This is a genomic window from Gilliamella sp. CG13 (genome assembly GCF_046635805.1).
In the GTDB taxonomy this organism is placed as follows: Bacteria; Pseudomonadota; Gammaproteobacteria; order Enterobacterales; family Orbaceae; genus Gilliamella; species Gilliamella apicola_I.
Genome location: NZ_JBIDFM010000001.1, coordinates 22,966 through 40,742 on the forward strand (window position 1 = coordinate 22,966; position 17,777 = coordinate 40,742).

General features: G+C 35.0%; 14 protein-coding genes, 1 tRNA gene and 1 pseudogene. 11 read left to right on the forward strand and 5 right to left on the reverse strand.

Annotated features, from left to right (window positions below; all coding sequences use genetic code 11):
• The first annotated feature begins 63 nt into the window (after window positions 1-63).
• The gene (gene yegQ, locus ACGH6R_RS00140) at window positions 64-1,407 is read left to right on the forward strand and encodes a tRNA 5-hydroxyuridine modification protein YegQ (RefSeq protein WP_267359846.1); all 1,344 of its coding nucleotides are present in this window, start codon (window positions 64-66) and stop codon (window positions 1,405-1,407) included.
• A 48-nt stretch (window positions 1,408-1,455) separates the two neighbouring features.
• Here yegQ and proA read toward each other — a convergent pair whose 3' ends face one another.
• The 4 genes from proA to gpt all read right to left on the reverse strand — a co-directional run bounded on the left by proA (window position 1,456) and on the right by gpt (window position 5,849).
• The gene (gene proA, locus ACGH6R_RS00145; protein WP_267378797.1) at window positions 1,456-2,709 is read right to left on the reverse strand and encodes a glutamate-5-semialdehyde dehydrogenase; all 1,254 of its coding nucleotides are present in this window, start codon (window positions 2,707-2,709) and stop codon (window positions 1,456-1,458) included.
• Window positions 2,710-2,891: 182 nt separating this feature from the next.
• Window positions 2,892-4,004 carry a glutamate 5-kinase gene (gene proB, locus ACGH6R_RS00150; protein WP_267359842.1) on the reverse strand — a complete coding sequence of 371 codons (1,113 nt, stop codon included), beginning with the start codon at window positions 4,002-4,004 and terminating at the stop codon, window positions 2,892-2,894.
• Between the two features lie 24 nt (window positions 4,005-4,028).
• Entirely contained in the window at window positions 4,029-5,285 is a 1,257-nt protein-coding gene (gene frsA / locus ACGH6R_RS00155; protein WP_411598564.1) for an esterase FrsA, read from the reverse strand.
• A 30-nt stretch (window positions 5,286-5,315) separates the two neighbouring features.
• On the reverse strand, window positions 5,316-5,849 hold the full coding sequence (gene gpt, locus ACGH6R_RS00160; protein WP_220217131.1) for a xanthine phosphoribosyltransferase: 534 nt from the start codon (window positions 5,847-5,849) through the stop codon (window positions 5,316-5,318).
• Between the two features lie 150 nt (window positions 5,850-5,999).
• Between gpt and ACGH6R_RS00165 the strand changes: the two genes are divergently transcribed.
• The 6 genes and pseudogenes from ACGH6R_RS00165 (at window position 6,000) to serC (ending at window position 13,799) form a co-directional block, all read left to right on the forward strand.
• Window positions 6,000-7,463, forward strand: coding sequence for an aminoacyl-histidine dipeptidase (locus ACGH6R_RS00165; protein ID WP_411598565.1), 1,464 nt, complete (start codon window positions 6,000-6,002; stop codon window positions 7,461-7,463).
• Window positions 7,464-7,645: 182 nt separating this feature from the next.
• Window positions 7,646-8,656, forward strand: coding sequence for an N-acetyl-gamma-glutamyl-phosphate reductase (gene argC / locus ACGH6R_RS00170; protein WP_411598566.1), 1,011 nt, complete (start codon window positions 7,646-7,648; stop codon window positions 8,654-8,656).
• A gap of 71 nt (window positions 8,657-8,727) precedes the next feature.
• Window positions 8,728-9,507 (forward strand): acetylglutamate kinase, encoded by a 780-nt coding sequence (argB, locus tag ACGH6R_RS00175; protein WP_411598567.1) that lies wholly within the window; start codon window positions 8,728-8,730, stop codon window positions 9,505-9,507.
• Between the two features lie 121 nt (window positions 9,508-9,628).
• A pseudogene (locus ACGH6R_RS00180) lies at window positions 9,629-10,846 on the forward strand (argininosuccinate synthase); the annotation flags it as partial.
• 291 nt (window positions 10,847-11,137) lie between these two features.
• On the forward strand, window positions 11,138-12,514 hold the full coding sequence (gene argH, locus ACGH6R_RS00185) for an argininosuccinate lyase (RefSeq protein ID WP_411598568.1): 1,377 nt from the start codon (window positions 11,138-11,140) through the stop codon (window positions 12,512-12,514).
• 199 nt (window positions 12,515-12,713) lie between these two features.
• Window positions 12,714-13,799, forward strand: a complete 1,086-nt coding sequence (gene serC / locus ACGH6R_RS00190; RefSeq protein WP_411598569.1) for a 3-phosphoserine/phosphohydroxythreonine transaminase — start codon at window positions 12,714-12,716, stop codon at window positions 13,797-13,799.
• 53 nt (window positions 13,800-13,852) lie between these two features.
• Here the strand turns inward: serC and ACGH6R_RS00195 are convergent, their stop codons facing one another.
• Window positions 13,853-14,212 carry a DUF4156 domain-containing protein gene (locus tag ACGH6R_RS00195; protein WP_267378776.1) on the reverse strand — a complete coding sequence of 120 codons (360 nt, stop codon included), beginning with the start codon at window positions 14,210-14,212 and terminating at the stop codon, window positions 13,853-13,855.
• A 221-nt stretch (window positions 14,213-14,433) separates the two neighbouring features.
• Between ACGH6R_RS00195 and ACGH6R_RS00200 the strand changes: the two genes are divergently transcribed.
• The 4 genes from ACGH6R_RS00200 (at window position 14,434) to ACGH6R_RS00215 (ending at window position 17,727) form a co-directional block, all read left to right on the forward strand.
• Window positions 14,434-14,510 (forward strand) — tRNA-Ile (locus ACGH6R_RS00200).
• An 886-nt stretch (window positions 14,511-15,396) separates the two neighbouring features.
• Window positions 15,397-16,938, forward strand: coding sequence for a phage tail tube protein (locus ACGH6R_RS00205; protein WP_267378773.1), 1,542 nt, complete (start codon window positions 15,397-15,399; stop codon window positions 16,936-16,938).
• Window positions 16,939-16,975: 37 nt separating this feature from the next.
• The gene (locus ACGH6R_RS00210) at window positions 16,976-17,395 is read left to right on the forward strand and encodes a hypothetical protein (protein ID WP_267352273.1); all 420 of its coding nucleotides are present in this window, start codon (window positions 16,976-16,978) and stop codon (window positions 17,393-17,395) included.
• A 26-nt stretch (window positions 17,396-17,421) separates the two neighbouring features.
• A complete protein-coding gene (locus tag ACGH6R_RS00215; protein ID WP_267352272.1) occupies window positions 17,422-17,727 on the forward strand; it encodes a hypothetical protein in 306 nt (101 codons plus the stop codon).
• Window positions 17,728-17,777 lie beyond the last annotated feature (50 nt).

The window sequence follows — 17,777 nt, forward strand, 5'->3', positions numbered from 1 at the left end:
CACCTATTTTGCTTAACCTATTACTGCTGAGTAATACTGACTTGAAATCAGAGGCATTTTTTAATGACAAATTTATACCCAAAACCTGAGTTACTTTCGCCTGCCGGTTCTCTTAAAAATATGCGTTATGCGTTTGCTTATGGTGCAGATGCGGTTTACGCCGGTCAACCTCGTTATAGTTTGCGTGTTCGCAATAATGAATTTAATCATGAAAATTTAGCTATCGGCATTAACGAAGCCCACGCACAGGGTAAAAAGTTTTATGTGGTGGTGAATATTGCACCTCATAATTCGAAACTTAAAACGTTTATTCGTGATCTTGAACCTATTGTCAATATGAAACCCGATGCCTTCATTATGTCTGATCCGGGTTTAATTATGCTTGTTCGTGAGCATTTTCCGGAAATGGAAATTCATTTATCGGTACAATCCAATGCTGTTAACTGGGCAACCGTTAAATTTTGGCATCAAATGGGACTAACACGTGTTGTGTTGTCTCGAGAGCTGTCTCTTGATGAGATTGCCGAAATACGTGAAAAAGTTCCTGAGATGGAATTAGAAGTGTTTATCCATGGTGCACTTTGTATGGCATATTCTGGGCGTTGTCTGTTATCTGGTTATATTAATAAACGAGATTCTAACCAAGGCACTTGTACTAACGCATGCCGTTGGGAATACAAAGTTGCCGAAGGAAAAGAAGATGAAGTAGGTCAGATTGTACATAAATATGAGCCCATACCGGTACAACAAGTTGAACCTACACTTGGCATTGGTCAAACAACAAATAAAGTATTTATGTTAGAAGAATCTGGTCGACCGGGTGAATACATGCAAGCATTCGAAGATGAGCATGGAACTTATATCATGAATTCTAAAGATTTAAGAGCGGTAGAACTAGTAGAAGATTTGACTAAAATAGGTGTCCATTCATTGAAAATTGAAGGGCGTACCAAGTCCTTTTATTACTGTGCAAGAACGGCACAAGTGTATCGTCAAGCGATAGATGCTGCAAGCGAAGGTAAGCCATTTGATCCTCGTTTGTTGGCTGAACTTGATTCTTTAGCGCATCGCGGTTATACCGAAGGCTTTTTGCGTCGTCATAAGCATGAAGATATGCAAAATTATGTTCACAGTCATTCGGTATCCGACAGACAACAGTTTGTGGGGGAATTTAGTGGTGAACGTCTAAATGGTTTAGCGGAAATTATTGTTAAGAATAAGTTCTCAGTGGGTGATAGTGTTGAGATGATGACACCAAAAGGTAACATGACTTTTACTATTGAACGTATGGAGAATAAAAAAGGGCAACCAGTGCCAGCGGGATTAGGTGATGGACATATTGTTTATATCCCTATCCCAGAAGAAATCGACTTAAATTATGCATTATTAATGCGTAATTTTGACTAAATATTGAAGTATCAACTGTCAGGTGTTACTGAACAGTTGATACAGATTTTATTGACGAATTAAATCATCCCCAATACCTATCCACTTATAGGTTGTTAATGCTTCAAGTCCCATAGGGCCTCTGGCATGTAATTTTTGAGTACTTACAGCCACTTCAGCGCCTAAGCCAAATTGTCCACCGTCGGTAAAACGTGTCGAGGCGTTGACATATACCGCTGCTGCATCGACTTGATTAACAAATTGTTCCGCATGTATTAGGTTACGGGTTAAGATTGATTCTGAATGACCACTTCCATATTCTCGTATATGTTCTATTGCATTTTCGAGGGAATCGACGATAACAACATTAAGGTCTTTTGATAGCCATTCTTGACGTAACTCTTCATCTTTTATCGGATACACATTAGCTTTATTTGAGTTTAACATTTCAATTGTGCGCTTATCTGCATGTAAGGTAACCTCATTATCCGTCATTATTTGACTTAATATCGGCATAAACATTGGTGCAATTTTATGATGAACTAATAATGTTTCCAGCGTATTACAAGTACTAGGCCGCTGTGTTTTGGCATTAATAATAATGGCTAAAGCTTTATCAAAATCAGCACTTTCATCAACAAAAATATGACAAACACCAATTCCACCTGTAATGAAAGGTATAGTAGATTGTTCACGGCATAACTGATGGAGTGCCATGCCACCTCTTGGAATAATCATATCAATATACTTGTCGAGTTTAAGTAATTCGTTAATATATTTTCGGTCAGGATTGTCAATATATTGTATGGCGGTTTGAGGTAATCCAACTTGTGATAAGGCTTGTTGGATAATAGAAATAATCGCCATATTAGTCTTGAGCGTTTCTTTGCCACCTCTGAGTATCGCAGCATTACCTGTTTTTAAGCAAAGCGAGGTGATATCAATGGTTACATTTGGACGAGCTTCATAAATAACACCAATTACACCTAATGGCACTCTGTGACGTTGTAACTTTAAACCACTGTCTAACGTTGACCCATCAATAATTTCACCTATAGGATCCTTCAATGTGATAACTTTACGAACATCATTGGCAATCGAAGATAATCGCTCAGGGGTTAGCAGTAGACGATCAACAATAGCATCACTTAAGCCTTGTTCTTTTGCTAATTTTATATCGTGCGCATTAGCTGTTAGAATCAGGGTACTTTGTGCTTCTAATAAATCGGCAATGACCGTAAGTACTTTATTTTTAGCAGCAGTAGGGCATTGTGCTAATTGGTATGCAGCTTGTTTTGCTGCTTTTCCGATTTGGTTTAACATGATGAGACCTTTTTAGATTTTTTAATTCTTAATATTGGTTAAACGCAAAATATACGTTTAAAGCATTATGCTGATTTTGTGCCTTATTATTGGTATTTATGAATTTAAATCAATTGATTTTATCTTAATTATTAAGCCTAATAATTATTAGTGTATTGTATTTGAATAAGATTGCTAATAAATTATGATTTAATAATCATATCATTTCGATGAACGGCAACTGAACCATATTCATAGCCAATAATTTGGCTAATTTCCAATGAGTGATGTCCTGCTATTTGTTGTAGTGCATCGCTATTATAACGACTGACTCCTCGGGCAATGGATTTGCCTGATTTATCGCATATATCAACCACTTCACCACGTGAAAAGGTTTGTGCAACTTTTATAATTCCTTTAGGTAAAAGGGAGCTTCCATTATTTAAAATTGCATTAACTGCACCATCATCCAATATAAGTTTTCCTGCTATCGGTGCACCAAATATCCAATGTTTGCGATGTTCTAATGGTGTTTTTTGAGCAAGAAAACGGGTGCCAACCGATTTATTATTCATGATATCGATAATTACATTGGATCTGTTTCCTGCCGCTATCACAACTTCGATACCGGCACTTCCTGCGACTTCGGCAGCTTGTATTTTTGTGCTCATTCCACCGGTACCTAACCCTGAAACACTATCGCCTGCGATACTACGCAAATGATCGTCGATCTGTTCGATTTCTGAAATTAATTTAGCGTTTTTATCTGATCTAGGATCGGCAGTATATAAACCTTCGATATCAGTTAATAAAATAAGTTTATCAGCTTCTGCTAAAATAGCCGCAAGTGCAGATAAATTATCATTATCGCCAACTTTAATTTCCGCTGTTGCTACCGCATCATTTTCATTGATAACGGGTACGATTTGGTTATCCAACATTGCTTTTAACACATCTTGAGCATTTAGGAATCTTTCACGATCTTCTAAATCTGCACGTGTTAATAGCATTTGACCAATATAAATTTTATAAATAGAAAACAGTTGTTCCCAAAGTTGGATGAGTTTACTTTGACCTACAGAAGCAAGTAATTGTTTTGATGCAACCGTATTAGGTAGGTTAGGGTAGTTTAAATACTCTCGTCCGGCAGCAATCGCACCTGACGTTACAATAATAACTTTATGACCTTCTTGATGTAAGATTGCACATTGTCGTATTAATTCTACTATCCGTGCACGATCTAGCTGTTTTGTCCCACTTGTTAATACGCTTGTACCCAATTTAACCACGACAACTTGCTGTTTTATGTTAGTCATAACAATACTCATTTTATACTGGTATTACAAAATAGACTTCATCCATGTTACTGATTGTGTTAATGCTTGATGTAAACTTTTTTGTAATGGTGTTTTTGGAATAGTGATAATTTTATTTTGCTTGGCTGAATGAATAAGTTTTGCTTCAGTTAAGGTACTAAGCACATCATTTTCGAAAATAATATTCATCACAGGAACTGGGCAAGCTCGAGTTAAAAGACCCTGATTTTTCAGTGAGAAATAATTTAATTCGGCGGCTAATTGTTGGTTGGATATTAGCGGTAATCCCAAACGGCTAGCTAGCATATCTTTGTAGCTATTAGGTAGATTCTTTTGTAGTTCTTTATCAGTAAAAATTTGATGAACAAAAGGTGTAAAATTAAATAATCCTTTGATTTTATTTGGCATCAAATAGGTTAATCGTGTTGCAATATGCGAACCAAAACGAAAACCTGCCACAATTAAACGATTATTATCCACCCAAGGCACGGTAGAAAGTTGCTCAATAATGGCTTGATGAATCTGACTACTATTTTGAGTTAAAGTGAAGTTACGACTGTATCCAACACTGGGTAAATCCACAGTTAACATCGCAATGCCTTGCGGTGCTAAATATTCACTAAAATATCGATAAAAATCAATTTGCAAATTACCAAGTGCATTACAGATCACAACGACAGGGCATGTACCTTCAGTTTTAGGTAAATGAAGTAGCGTTTTGACATTCCGATCTTCGACTTTGAACTCAAGTTCTTTAATCTTATAAGGGGAATAATTGAGCGCTTTTGTATAAGCTTGATACGCACATGTTTGGGCATACATCGCTAACTCGTCATTTTTAAAATGAGGATAGCTTGCAATACTTGCATATTCGCTTGCAATCAAATAAAAAGTATTTAGGTTTTTTTTATCGTCTTCGCTTAAATTGGTGGGATCGATTGCATCGGCTTTTGCTGACCATTCAGCAGCTTGATTCAAAAATTCGTAAATCCAATTACCAGGTTGATAACCAATAACTGAATCTAACCATTTATCATTGGTGTGTTTTTTAGTTGAAGCAGCAATTCGTGATAAAACTGCTTCAACTTCAAGCTTTGGCAAACCACGCCAAAACCACAAAATGGGATTGATAATTCTATACCATCTTGAATCTAGGTCGCCGTCTAACGGACTAATACTACTACCGTCACTGTAATCAATACGATTAATAAGCCCCGAAGTTTCTGGATAATCATATTGCTGTTTAAATATTTGTTCTGATAGATTTTTAGTCGCTGACATAACAGCCAATTATCCCTTATGGTAGATTAATTATTCATGATCACTAATTGGTTTAACAAACATGACACCGGTATCCCAAGGCTGTTCAATCCAAGTATCTTGTTCAATATCTACAACATAATCATCAACAAGAGGTTTACCAGCCGGTTTTGCAAATATAGTCACAAATCGTGCTTTAGGATACATATCACGAATGGTGTGAGCGGTGTTACCGGTATCAACTAAATCATCAACGACAATAAAACCTTCACCATCACCATTAGCTTGTTTAAGAATCAGTTTTTCACGCTGATGATCATGATCATAGCTTGAAATACAGACAGTATCAACATAACGAATGCTTAATTCTCGAGCAAGAATTGCAGCTGGAACTAAACCACCACGGCTTACTGCAATAATGCCTTTCCATTGATTTGCGGGTAATAAACGTTTTGAAAGTTGACGTCCATAGGCTTGTAACATTTCCCAGGTAACGTTGAATTTTTCTTTTTCAGCGATGATTTCAGCTTTATGCTGTTTTTTAGCTTTAATTTCTTCTTCAGTTAAATTTTGTTCTATTGACATGAGTAACTCGCAATTTTAATCGAATGTGTAAATATAATAAATTAATATTAATGGACTAAAAATAGATGTAAAATTGCACCTTATTATAGAGCGATTACACAAAAAAAACCACTCATTAATTAATTACTCACTTAATATTGAGGATATATTATGCTTTCCACATTAGAGCCAAAATTTACTTGGCAGATTTTTAATGATATTTGTAAAATTCCACATCCTTCGCATCATGAACAAATGATAACTAAATATATTGTTGATTTTGCCAATTCTCATCATATTGCTTATCAAATCGATAAAGCAGGGAATATTTTGTTAACAAAACCAGCAACCAAAGGTTTGGAACATTGTCCTTCAATTGCGTTACAAGCTCATATGGATATGGTTCCTCAAAAAAATGAAGGCACAGTACACGATTTTTTGACTGATCCTATTCAAGCTTATGTTGACGGTGAATGGGTCAAAGCTAAAGGAACAACTTTAGGAGCTGATAATGGTGTTGGGCTGGCTTCGGCATTAGCTGTTTTAATTGATCCGACTGTTGAGCATGGGCCGTTAGAAGTGCTTGTTACCACATCAGAAGAGACCGGTATGCACGGGGCATTTGGTCTTCAACCTAATTGGCTTAAAAGCAAATACTTAATTAATACCGATTCTGAAGATGAAGGTGAAATATTTACAGGATGCGCTGGAGGCGTTGATTTTACCACAACGTTTGCAATTACTTATGCTGTTATGCCTGAAAAACATGATTGTTATATGCGTATCTCATTAAAAGGTTTTAAAGGTGGGCATTCTGGATGTGATATTCATCTTGGGCGAGGTAATGCCATTAAACTTATGGCAAGGTTCTTGGCTGAGTATGCTCAGGATTTTTCATTTCGATTGGCGGATATACAAGGTGGATCATTACGAAATGCAATCCCAAGAGAAGCATTTGCCGAAATTTCATTGAATAAACAAGATTTACCTAAGCTTGAGTCAATCATTCAGCAATACAAATCGACCTTAAAAAACGAATTAGGTAGCGTTGAACCAAATATTGAAATAAATTTGAGTGATGTTGATGAAACTAAAGTTAGACGTGTGTTAACAACCGAGCATCAAAACAAAATCATCAATTGGTTGAACTCAGCACCAAATGGTGTGGTGAGAATGAGTAATCAAATACATGGCGTCGTTGAAACATCTTTAAATTTAGGCATTGTGAATATCAAAGAGAATCAACTCTATGTAAATTTCTTAATCCGTTCACAAGTAGATTCAGCTAAAGATGCGGTTGTTTCGACCTTAATTTCATTGAGTCAATTAGTAAATGCAAATTATGAAATTAGTGGCGGTTATTCTGGTTGGGAACCGAAATTAGATTCTAGTTTGTTGCAACTTGCAAAAGACAAATATCATGAACTTTTTTCGCAAAAAGCAAAAATTATGGTAATACATGCTGGGCTAGAATGTGGTCTATTTAAGCAATCTTATCCTGATATGGATATGATTTCGATTGGGCCAACAATTGTATCTCCTCATTCTCCTGATGAAAAAGTGAACATTCAAAGCGTTCATCGTTATTGGGATCTACTTATTGCAATTTTAAAATCAGCAACACTTTTAAAATAGTATCAATTTAAAAAACCTGCGGATCGTTGTCGGCAGGTTTTTAACTGTCTTAAACATTACTTTATTTCGACAAATGAAATTAAATTCACAAAAAGTGAATAAAAATTCATTTTAGGACTTGTGTCGGTTTAATAAATAACCTACTATATATTAATTATTTAATAATAAATTATAGGAATGGTATGTTAAAAGCGGTTATTGTTGGAGCGAGTGGTTATGCAGGTGCAAAATTAGCCTATTACTTGACTAAACACCCACATGTTGAACTTGTTGCTTTAACGGTTTCAGAAAATAGTCAAGATGGGGGAAAGCTTATCTCAGACTATAATCTTCATCCTCAATTAAAAGGGGTGGTTGATTTACCTTTGATTGCAACCTCAGATTATTCTTTTTTAATTAATGATATCGATTTGGTATTTTTGGCAACTGAGCATGCTGTTAGTCATGCTATCGCCCCTTATTTTTTAGAGCATGGCTGTACGGTTTTTGATTTGTCGGGTGCTTTTCGTGTTAATTCTTCCTCATTTTATCAAGATTTTTATGGTTTTACTCATCAACATCAACAATGGTTAGACCAAGCAATTTATGGTTTAGCCGAATGGAATTTTAAGGCAATTAAACAAGCAAAATTAATTGCCGTTCCCGGTTGTTATCCAACGGCCAGTTTGTTACCTTTAAAGCCATTAATTGAAGAAGATTTAATAGATAAATCGCAATTACCTGTCATCAATGCGGTAAGTGGAGTAAGTGGTGCAGGGCGTAAACCTTCACATAATAATTTATTTTGTGAAGTCAGCTTACATGCCTATGGATTGTTTACTCATCGTCATCAACCTGAAATTGCAACGCATCTAGGTCAAGAGGTCATTTTTACTCCTCATTTAGGATGTTTTAAACAAGGTATTCACGCAACGATAACCTGCCTTGTAAAAGCCAATGTGTCTTCTAATGATATTCTTTCAGCTTTAAATAAGTATTACAGTGATAAGCCTTTAGTTAGAGTTTATCAAAAAGATTGGCCAGCTTTAAAAGCTGTCGTTGGATTACCTTATTGTGATATAGGATTTGTTTTAAAAGGACGACATTTAATTTTAATTTCAGTGGAAGATAACTTATTAAAAGGTGCAGCAGCACAAGCTGTGCAGTGTATGAATATTCGATTTGGTTTTGATGAAACAACGGCGTTACTTTAAAAATTGGGATATTTATCGATAAATTAAGATGAATAGCGGTTAACGATAATCTAAGTTAATAGGGAATTGAAATGAAACCATTAATTATTAAGCTTGGCGGCGTACTACTCGATAATAAAGATGCACTCAATAAATTGTTTTTAGTTATTCGTGATTATAAACAGAATTTTAACCGTCCTTTAATTATTGTACACGGTGGGGGCAGTGTCGTTGATTCCTTAATGGATAGGTTATCGATCCCCGTTGTTCGTCGTAATGGATTAAGGGTCACACCGGCAGATCAAATTGATGTGATTGTTGGTAGTCTTGCTGGTAGCGCAAATACCACTTTACTCTCTGAAGCTAAAAAACAGCATATACCAAGTATAGGGCTCTGTTTAGCGGACGGTGATAGCGTCAAAGTTAAGCAGATTTCGGAAGAGCTTGGGTATGTTGGAGAAGCTCAGGTAGGGGATCCAACTTTAGTGAATCTTCTAATAAAAAACGGTTATTTGCCGATCGTAAGTTCAATTGGTATAACAGATGAAGGCCAAATGATGAATGTCAACGCAGACCATGCAGCAGTGGCGTTAGCTAAAACATTAGATGCCGATTTAATTTTGCTTTCTGATGTGATTGGCGTTTTAGATGAAAATAAACAGCGCATTGAATCATTAACTCAATCACAAGCTGATCAACTTATCGCTAATGGGGTGATTACTGACGGCATGATAGTTAAAGTTAATTCTGCATTTGAAGCTGCTAAAGCGTTAGGAAGGGGAATTGATATAGCAAGTTGGAAAGAACCGGATAAACTGATTGAATTATTTAATGGAAAATCCGGTATTACGGGTACAAGAATTATTGCTTAAATAGCGATCAAATATTATATTATATCGGTTATCATTATAACTGTTTTGAGAAAAAAGTGATGTAGGTTTCAAGATTTTTTAACTTATTCGTCGATCGTCGTTCATTAAGAAAGGGTATAACATGAAAAAAAGTAGCACAAAAAAGGTCGTTTTAGCTTATTCAGGTGGTTTAGATACATCCGCTATCATTCCTTGGTTAAAAGAAAATTATGGTGGATGTGAAGTTTATGCGTTAGTGGCTAATGTCGGTCAAGATCCAAAAGAATTGAAAGATGTAGAAAAGAAAGCCAAAGCTTCTGGCGCTGTAGCATGTAAAGTGGTCGATTTACGAGAAGAATTTGTTAAAGATTATGTTTACCCAGTCTTAAAAACCGGTGCTTTATACGAAGGAACTTATTATCTTGGTACATCAATGGCACGTCCAATTATTGCTAAAGCACAAGTCGAATATGCGTTAGAAGTTGGCGCCGATACGCTTTGCCATGGTGCGACAGGTAAAGGTAATGATCAAGTCCGTTTTGAAACAACTTATACTGCGCTTGCTCCCCAATTAAAAGTGATAGCACCTTGGCGTGAGTGGGATTTACGCTCACGTGAAGCCTTAATTGACTATTTAAAAGTAAGAAAAATACCAACAACCGCAACGGTCGAAAAAATTTACAGTCGTGACGAAAATGCTTGGCACATCTCAACCGAAGGTGGCGTTCTTGAAAGTACTTGGAATCAAGCAAACGCAGATTGTTGGGCTTGGACGGTTTCTCCTGAAGATGCACCAAATAAACCTGAACTTGTGACTATTGGTATTGAAAAAGGTGAGGTAGTTTCTGTTAATGGTAAAAAACTTTCGCCTTACAACTGTGTTGCCACATTGAATAAAATTGGTGCTAAACATGGAGTAGGTCGGGTCGATATTATTGAAAATCGTTTAGTAGGAATCAAATCACGTGGTTGTTATGAAACGCCTGGTGGTACCATTATGATGACCGCTTTGCGAGGGCTTGAGCAGTTGATTTTAGATCGTGATAGTTTCAAATGGCGTGAGCAGTTAGGTCTTGAAATGGCTTATGTTGTTTATGATGGTCGTTGGTTTGCCCCTTATCGTCGCTCTATTCAAGCAGCAGCCGATGTATTAGCTGAAGATATGACAGGTGAAGTTGTGGTGAAGCTTTATAAAGGCAGTGCTACCGCAGTGCAGAAAAAATCACCGAATAGCTTATATAACGAAGAGTTTGCTACATTCGGAGAAGATGAGGTTTATGATCACAGCCATGCTGGTGGTTTTATTCGATTATTTTCTTTATCTTCACGCATTCGAGCATTGAATGAAGAAAAGAAAAAACGGCCAGCTAAAAAAGCTAAAGCTGCTACAAAAACATCTGATTCACCAAAAAAGGTAAAAACGGAGAGTAAAGCTAAAGCAGCAACCAAAGAAGTAACTAAATCTAAAACAACAAAAAAATCGGAAAAGTAATTTTTTGATATTGATCTAGATAAGTGAGATAAAAGATATATATAGGCTATGTCCTGTATATATCTCTTTTATAGTCTGTTAGCTATTTTATACAAAATAAGAACAATAAATTCAGATTGTTTAGCAATTAAAATTGATTAATAAATATTTGAGGTAGGTATGGCATTATGGGGTGGGCGTTTTAGCCAAGCAGCAGATCAACGTTTTAAACATTTTAATGATTCTTTGCGCTTTGATTATCGTCTTGCTGAGCAAGATATTATTGGATCTATAGCTTGGTCTAAAGCATTGGTCACGGTTAGTGTCTTATCCTATGATGAGCAAAAAAAACTCGAAAAAGCCTTAAATGAATTATTAGTCAGTGTTCAACACAATCCTCATCAAATTTTAGAAAGTGATGCTGAAGATATTCACAGTTGGGTCGAACAAAAATTAATTGAAAAAGTGGGCGATCTTGGTAAAAAATTACACACAGGACGAAGTCGTAATGACCAATCTACTACCGATTTAAAATTATGGTGCAAATATGAAATTCAACAGTTGATTTCAGCCATTAATCACTTAAGACAATCTTTAGTTAATACGGCTGACAAGCATCAAGAGACTGTGATGCCAGGTTACACCCATTTACAACGAGCACAACCCATTACATTTGCGCATTGGTGCCTTGCTTATTATGAGATGTTAACGCGTGATGTAAGCCGTTTACAAGATACGTTAACACGTTTGGATGTGAGTCCATTAGGTAGTGGGGCACTAGCCGGTACCGCTTATCCAATGGATCGGGAGGAGCTTGCAAGCTGGTTAGGGTTTGCTCAAGCAACAAATAACAGTTTAGACGCTGTTTCTGACCGTGACCATATTCTGGAATTATTAAATAACGCTTCAATTGGTATGGTACATCTATCACGTTTTGCAGAAGATTTGATTATTTTTAATAGCGGTGAAGCTAATTTTGTTGAATTGTCTGATCGTGTTACATCGGGTTCTTCATTGATGCCTCAAAAGAAAAATCCGGATGCTTTAGAGTTAATTCGAGGAAAAGTCGGACGAGTTGTGGGGGCTTTAACTGGTGCAATGGTCACTTTTAAAGGATTACCGCTAGCTTATAACAAAGATCTACAAGAAGATAAAGAACATCTGTTTGATGCTCTAGATACATGGCTTGAATGCTTAGATATGGCCGCTTTAGTATTGGAAGATATTAAAATTAATAATGATAGATGTCGAGAAGCCGCCAAACAAGGCTATTCAAATGCGACTGAACTGGCAGATTATTTAGTTGCTAAAGGTATACCATTTCGTGAAGCCCATCATATTGTGGGTGAGGCCGTGGTCGGTGCTATCGCTAAACAAAAAGCTTTAGAAGAACTCTCATTAGAAGAACTAAAAGCGTTTAGTTCGGTAATCGACAATGATGTTTACCCAATTTTGTCTTTAGCATCGTGTCTTGCCAAACGTTGTGCAAAAGGGGGCGTATCACCAGACCAAGTAAAAATGGCGATTGAAAATGCTAAACGACAATTAGCAATTTAATTGCTCATCCCACCTGTTGAGCCAGTATTTTGCTGGCTTTTTATATTATCACTGTTTTTATTACTCAATAATCTTATCAAATATACAAAACAAATTTGACGGCGATTATTCAAAAAATCTTGATAAAAATCTGATTGTATATCTTGCCAGACAGTGTAAAAATGTATGTCTATTTTTTGAAGGATTAAAGTGAATTGCAATGAGTAAGAGTTATAACTTTAGTGCAGGTCCGGCTAAAATACCTGCTGATGTTTTACAACAAGCACAGGCTGAATTATTAAATTGGCAAAATACGGGCGCTTCGGTGATGGAATTAAGTCATCGAGGCAAAGAGTTTGATCAATGTGCGATTGAAGCAACTAATGATTTGCGTGATATTTTAAAAGTACCCAATAATTATAAAATATTATTTTGTCAGGGTGGGGCTCGCGCACAATTTGCAGCTGTTCCTTTAAACATTTTAGGGAATAAAACCAGTGCTGATTACATCAATAGTGGATATTGGAGTGAATGTGCAGCTAAAGAAGCAAAAAAATATTGCAATGTTATCGAACAAAATATTGTTATTAAACAGGCAGGAATTACATCAGTTAAACCTATGTCTGATTGGTATTTAAATAGTGATTCGGCATATGTCCATTATTGCCCAAATGAAACCATTGATGGTATCGAAATATTTGAAGAACCTAATTTTGACGATAAAATTGTAGTGGCTGATTTTTCTTCTTGTATTCTATCTCAACCTATTGATGTTAGCCGTTATGGTATCATTTATGCAGGTGCCCAAAAAAATATAGGTCCTTCAGGAATTACCATTGTTATTGTCCGAGAAGATCTTCTTGGTCATGCTAAATCTATTCTGCCTTCCGTTTTAGACTATAAAGTGTTGAACGATTACGATTCTATGTTTAATACTCCGCCAACCTTTGCTTGGTATATGTCAGGTCTAGTTTTTAAATGGATTAAAAAACTTGGCGGATTAGAAGCGATGGCAAAACGCAATCATGCTAAAGCGCAACAACTTTATCAATTTATTGATCAGTCAGACTTTTATCGAAACACTGTGGCTAAAAATAATCGATCCATCATGAATGTAACGTTTTTATCACCCAATGAAGAGTTAGATAAAAAGTTTGTCAGTGAAGCAACGCAAGCCAATATTATTGGTATAAAAGGGCATCGTATTGCCGGTGGAATGCGAGCATCAATTTATAATGCGATGGATATTGAAGGTGTGAATTACTTAATTGAGTTTATGAAACAATTTGAAGCTCAAAATGGATAATTAAAATTTATTTTGTGAATAAAAAAGGGGAGTACTTCCCCTTTTAATCAATCTTAATTACAACGATAAACATCACCAACCATAACCGCATCAGTTGGAGCAACATCTGAGATATATTGTAATGATGCATCTTGAGCATCATATATCACATTTCCCCCCATAGTGGCAGCTTTGTTCATCAAATCAGATGCAGCATCACGTATCAGTTCGCTATGTGTTTTTGTACCAGAAAAAAATGTTCCACGACGTCCTTCTGCTTTACCTAACAGTTGGCAATTAGCCGTTGGTTTAGTATCAACAAACTGAACTTGACGCCCAGCTTGGGTAAGCTCATATTGAGAATTACTACATGCATTTAAAAATAACGCTGTAGACACTGTTAAACTAACTAATAATAATTTTTTGCAAGACATAATATTTCCTCAGCCATTAGAACAACAGAACATTAATTATAACCTAAAACATTGTAACAGGTTAATGGGTTTAAAAATATCAGTTATTAAAATCCAAAGTATCCAATAGATTAAAGATTAAGAAATAAGCAAACCGACTTAATTTATGCATTTAACTATAGCAAAATCGATTTAAGTCTATTATAATCGCAACCCTACTAACTTAGTAGCACATCACTAAAGGCCCCTTAGCTCAGTTGGTCAGAGCAGTCGACTCATAATCGATTGGTCACTGGTTCAAGTCCAGTAGGGGCCACCATCATAAGAATCAAGCAAATTTATAAACGTTCAAAAAAACATTATTTATTAAGTCATCCATATCTAATCGTAAAAGCATCCATCTTTTTTATCAATTTTGATTCGAAAGTTAGAACTTTAAGTTGAATCATTAAAAATTATTAAAGTGAGCTTTATCGGCAATTTATTTTTAGCATAAACGAAAATTGAACTTATGTTTAAAAAATTATTTTATTAATTTAATATATTTATAATCATATAGTTATCTATTTTATGTTAATGAGATATATGTATTTTTAATTAAATAAAACCGATAATTTAGCCTGATTAATTGACACCGTACATTTTTGCTGTATAATTAACCTAAGCTAAGATAATTTTATTTAAAGCCCCGCTATAAATAGTGGGGCTTTTTTATTACTCGAAAACATTAATGGGTTACTAAAATAATAATTTCCCGTTTTTTAGTTGATAGAAATGAAATTAATAGTTTATAAAATATTTCAGATTTATTTTTTATATGATCAATGCCAAATTATTTAAAAAGGAGGTTTTCAAAAAACGTAAACAAATAATTAATTTTATCTTACTAACAGTGTCATCAGTATAAAAAAGATGTTATATCTTTTCTTACAACTTTTTAAGTTAACATAAGTAACGTTTTCAATTTTTAGATTTAAACCTTAAATATCATCTCCATCGTGAGTTTATTCAAACTCTCAACAACTTTCTAATAATACAATCTCAAAAAATTAAATCAGAAATCTCATCAGTATATTAGATGAATTGATAGCCTCAATTCTAACGATTTATTTAGAAATACTGATAATCAACCACCGCAAAATAGCAATATTTTCAATTGTTATTTTGCAAATACAACTAAAACATTTAATTAATTAGGAACTAATATGAATACAACAAAAACAATTGACAGTAATGTTACAAGTTTATACATCGCAGAAGAAGATGATTTAAAAATACTTCCTAGCAATCCTGTTTGGCATGGTATCGAAGTAAATAGCTATAGTGATTTCGGCGGTTCTACAACCTTACTACAGCGAGAAACGATCAATCCTTCACGACAAAATCAAAAGGGTAAAATTGTTGATATTGATGCTTCAGCAGGTTTTAGCCTTGATATGACTAAAAATATTTTTCCATGGCTAATGCGAGGCTTCATGTTTGCAGAAGCAAGAGAAAAATTTACAACTCAATCACTTAGCGGTAAAACATTACCTATTAAGAGTGTATCAAAAGGTTATAATTTTCCAGATAGTAATAAATTACCGCAAAAATTACTGACAGGCACGATTATTCATGCTTCAGGGTTTAGCAATTTTGCAAACAATGGTTTAAAAATTGTATCTTCTTGCTCTGAAAACAATATTTCTACTAACTCAAGTACACCACAGCTAGAAGAATTGAATCCGCCAGCAAGCGCAAAAATTTCTGCGGTAGGTTTTAAATTCAGCTCAGGTAGTTGTTCAATGGAAGTTAAAAAAGGAACATTACCTAAATTGGTTTCCACTTCGACTGATTTAACTAAACTCGGATTAATTGAAGGTGAATGGATTTGGGTTGGTGGTGATGCATCGGACTCTTATTTTCCAAAAAATAGAGGTTGGGCAAGAATAACCGAAATTACTGCGAAAACAATAACTTTTGATGATACCGACTTTGTGCCTGAAAATGATACCGGTGCTAATATTAAATTAGAAATCTATTTTGGAACGGTAATTAAAAATGAAAAAGAACAAAATAAAATTGTTAAAAAAACCTATTGTTTTGAACGAACACTCGGTTCAGTTAATAACGAAATTCAAGCCCAATACGTAAATGGGGCAGTTGCAAATGAATTAACCATTAATATGGGTTCAGCGCAATATGTTACTGCAGATTTGAATTATGTTGGATGTAATTCTTTCACGAAAAAAGGGAAGGATCGAATTATAGGTGAACGTTTAGAATGTGATAAATCATCACCTTTTAACGCAACTTCTAATATTTATCGACAAAAATTAAGTATCAATGATACCAAAAGTTCAACACCAAGTGCTTTATTTGCTTATGTTACTGATTCCAGTTTAGCTATTTCTAATGGTGTTACAGGAGTTAAAGGACTTGGAATTTTAGGAAGCTTTGATGTATCTGTTGGTAATTTTAGTGTAACCGGATCAATTACCGCATACTTTTCTTCAGTTGATGCGATAGAAGCGATTCGAAACAACGCAGATGTTGGCTTTTCGACAATTTTAGCTGCGGAAAATTCAGGTGTCATTTTTGACATTCCTTTATTAGCGTTAAGTGGTGGTATGCCTAATATAGAAAAAGATCAGAAAATTACGATACCACTTGAGAAAACAGGGGCGGAAAACAAACATGGTTACACAATGATGTATCAAACATTTGAATACCTTCCTGATTCAGCCATGCCATATGTTAACGTTTAATTATATTAATCATAATTGTGCTTTTTAGGAGAAAAAAATGAGCTTATTTGAACAATTTGAAACAGATAGAAATAAAGAAAAAGATGGGGTTCCAGTGACTTATGGAGCCAATAAAGATGGAACAATTCCAACGTTCTATTTAGCCCGAATGGGAGGCGTAAATTCTAAATACTCAATGTTAATCAAAAAACTAACTAAACAATACAAAAGACAAATACAGTTAGATTCTTTGCCAGAAGATAAAGTCATTGAAATTTCGATGCAAGCTTTTGTTGGTGGTGTACTAAGAGGCTGGGAAAACATACAAGGACGTGACAATAAAATTATACCGTTCACTTCTGACAATGCAATTAAGCTCTTAACTCAGTTGCCAGATTTATTCAATGATTTAATTGCACAAGCAAGTGATATTGATTTATTTAAAACGGTTGAGCTGGAGAAAGATATAAAAAACTAATTGAAGTCCTTGAATATCAACTTGATATGAATGGAAAGGACGAAGATATCATCAGAATGTCTCAACAAATGGGACAAGCAATTCCAGATAAAATCAAAAATAAACCCGAACTTGACGAACATCTTGAATTTTACTATCAAGCTTTTCTCGATTTAGATACGACACGTTCACATTCAATGGGCCCAACACCTATTTCATGGTTAGCAATCATTGAATACGCTCGGTTTTATCAATTAGATAATGAAGATACGAATGATTTTGTTTATCTAATACGTGAAATGGATAAGGTAAATTTAAAACATGTTAATCGGGCTTTTAAATCAAAAAACTAAGTAACATTTTTTAAAAGTAGATGATTATTTATCTTTATTAAGCTTAGTTC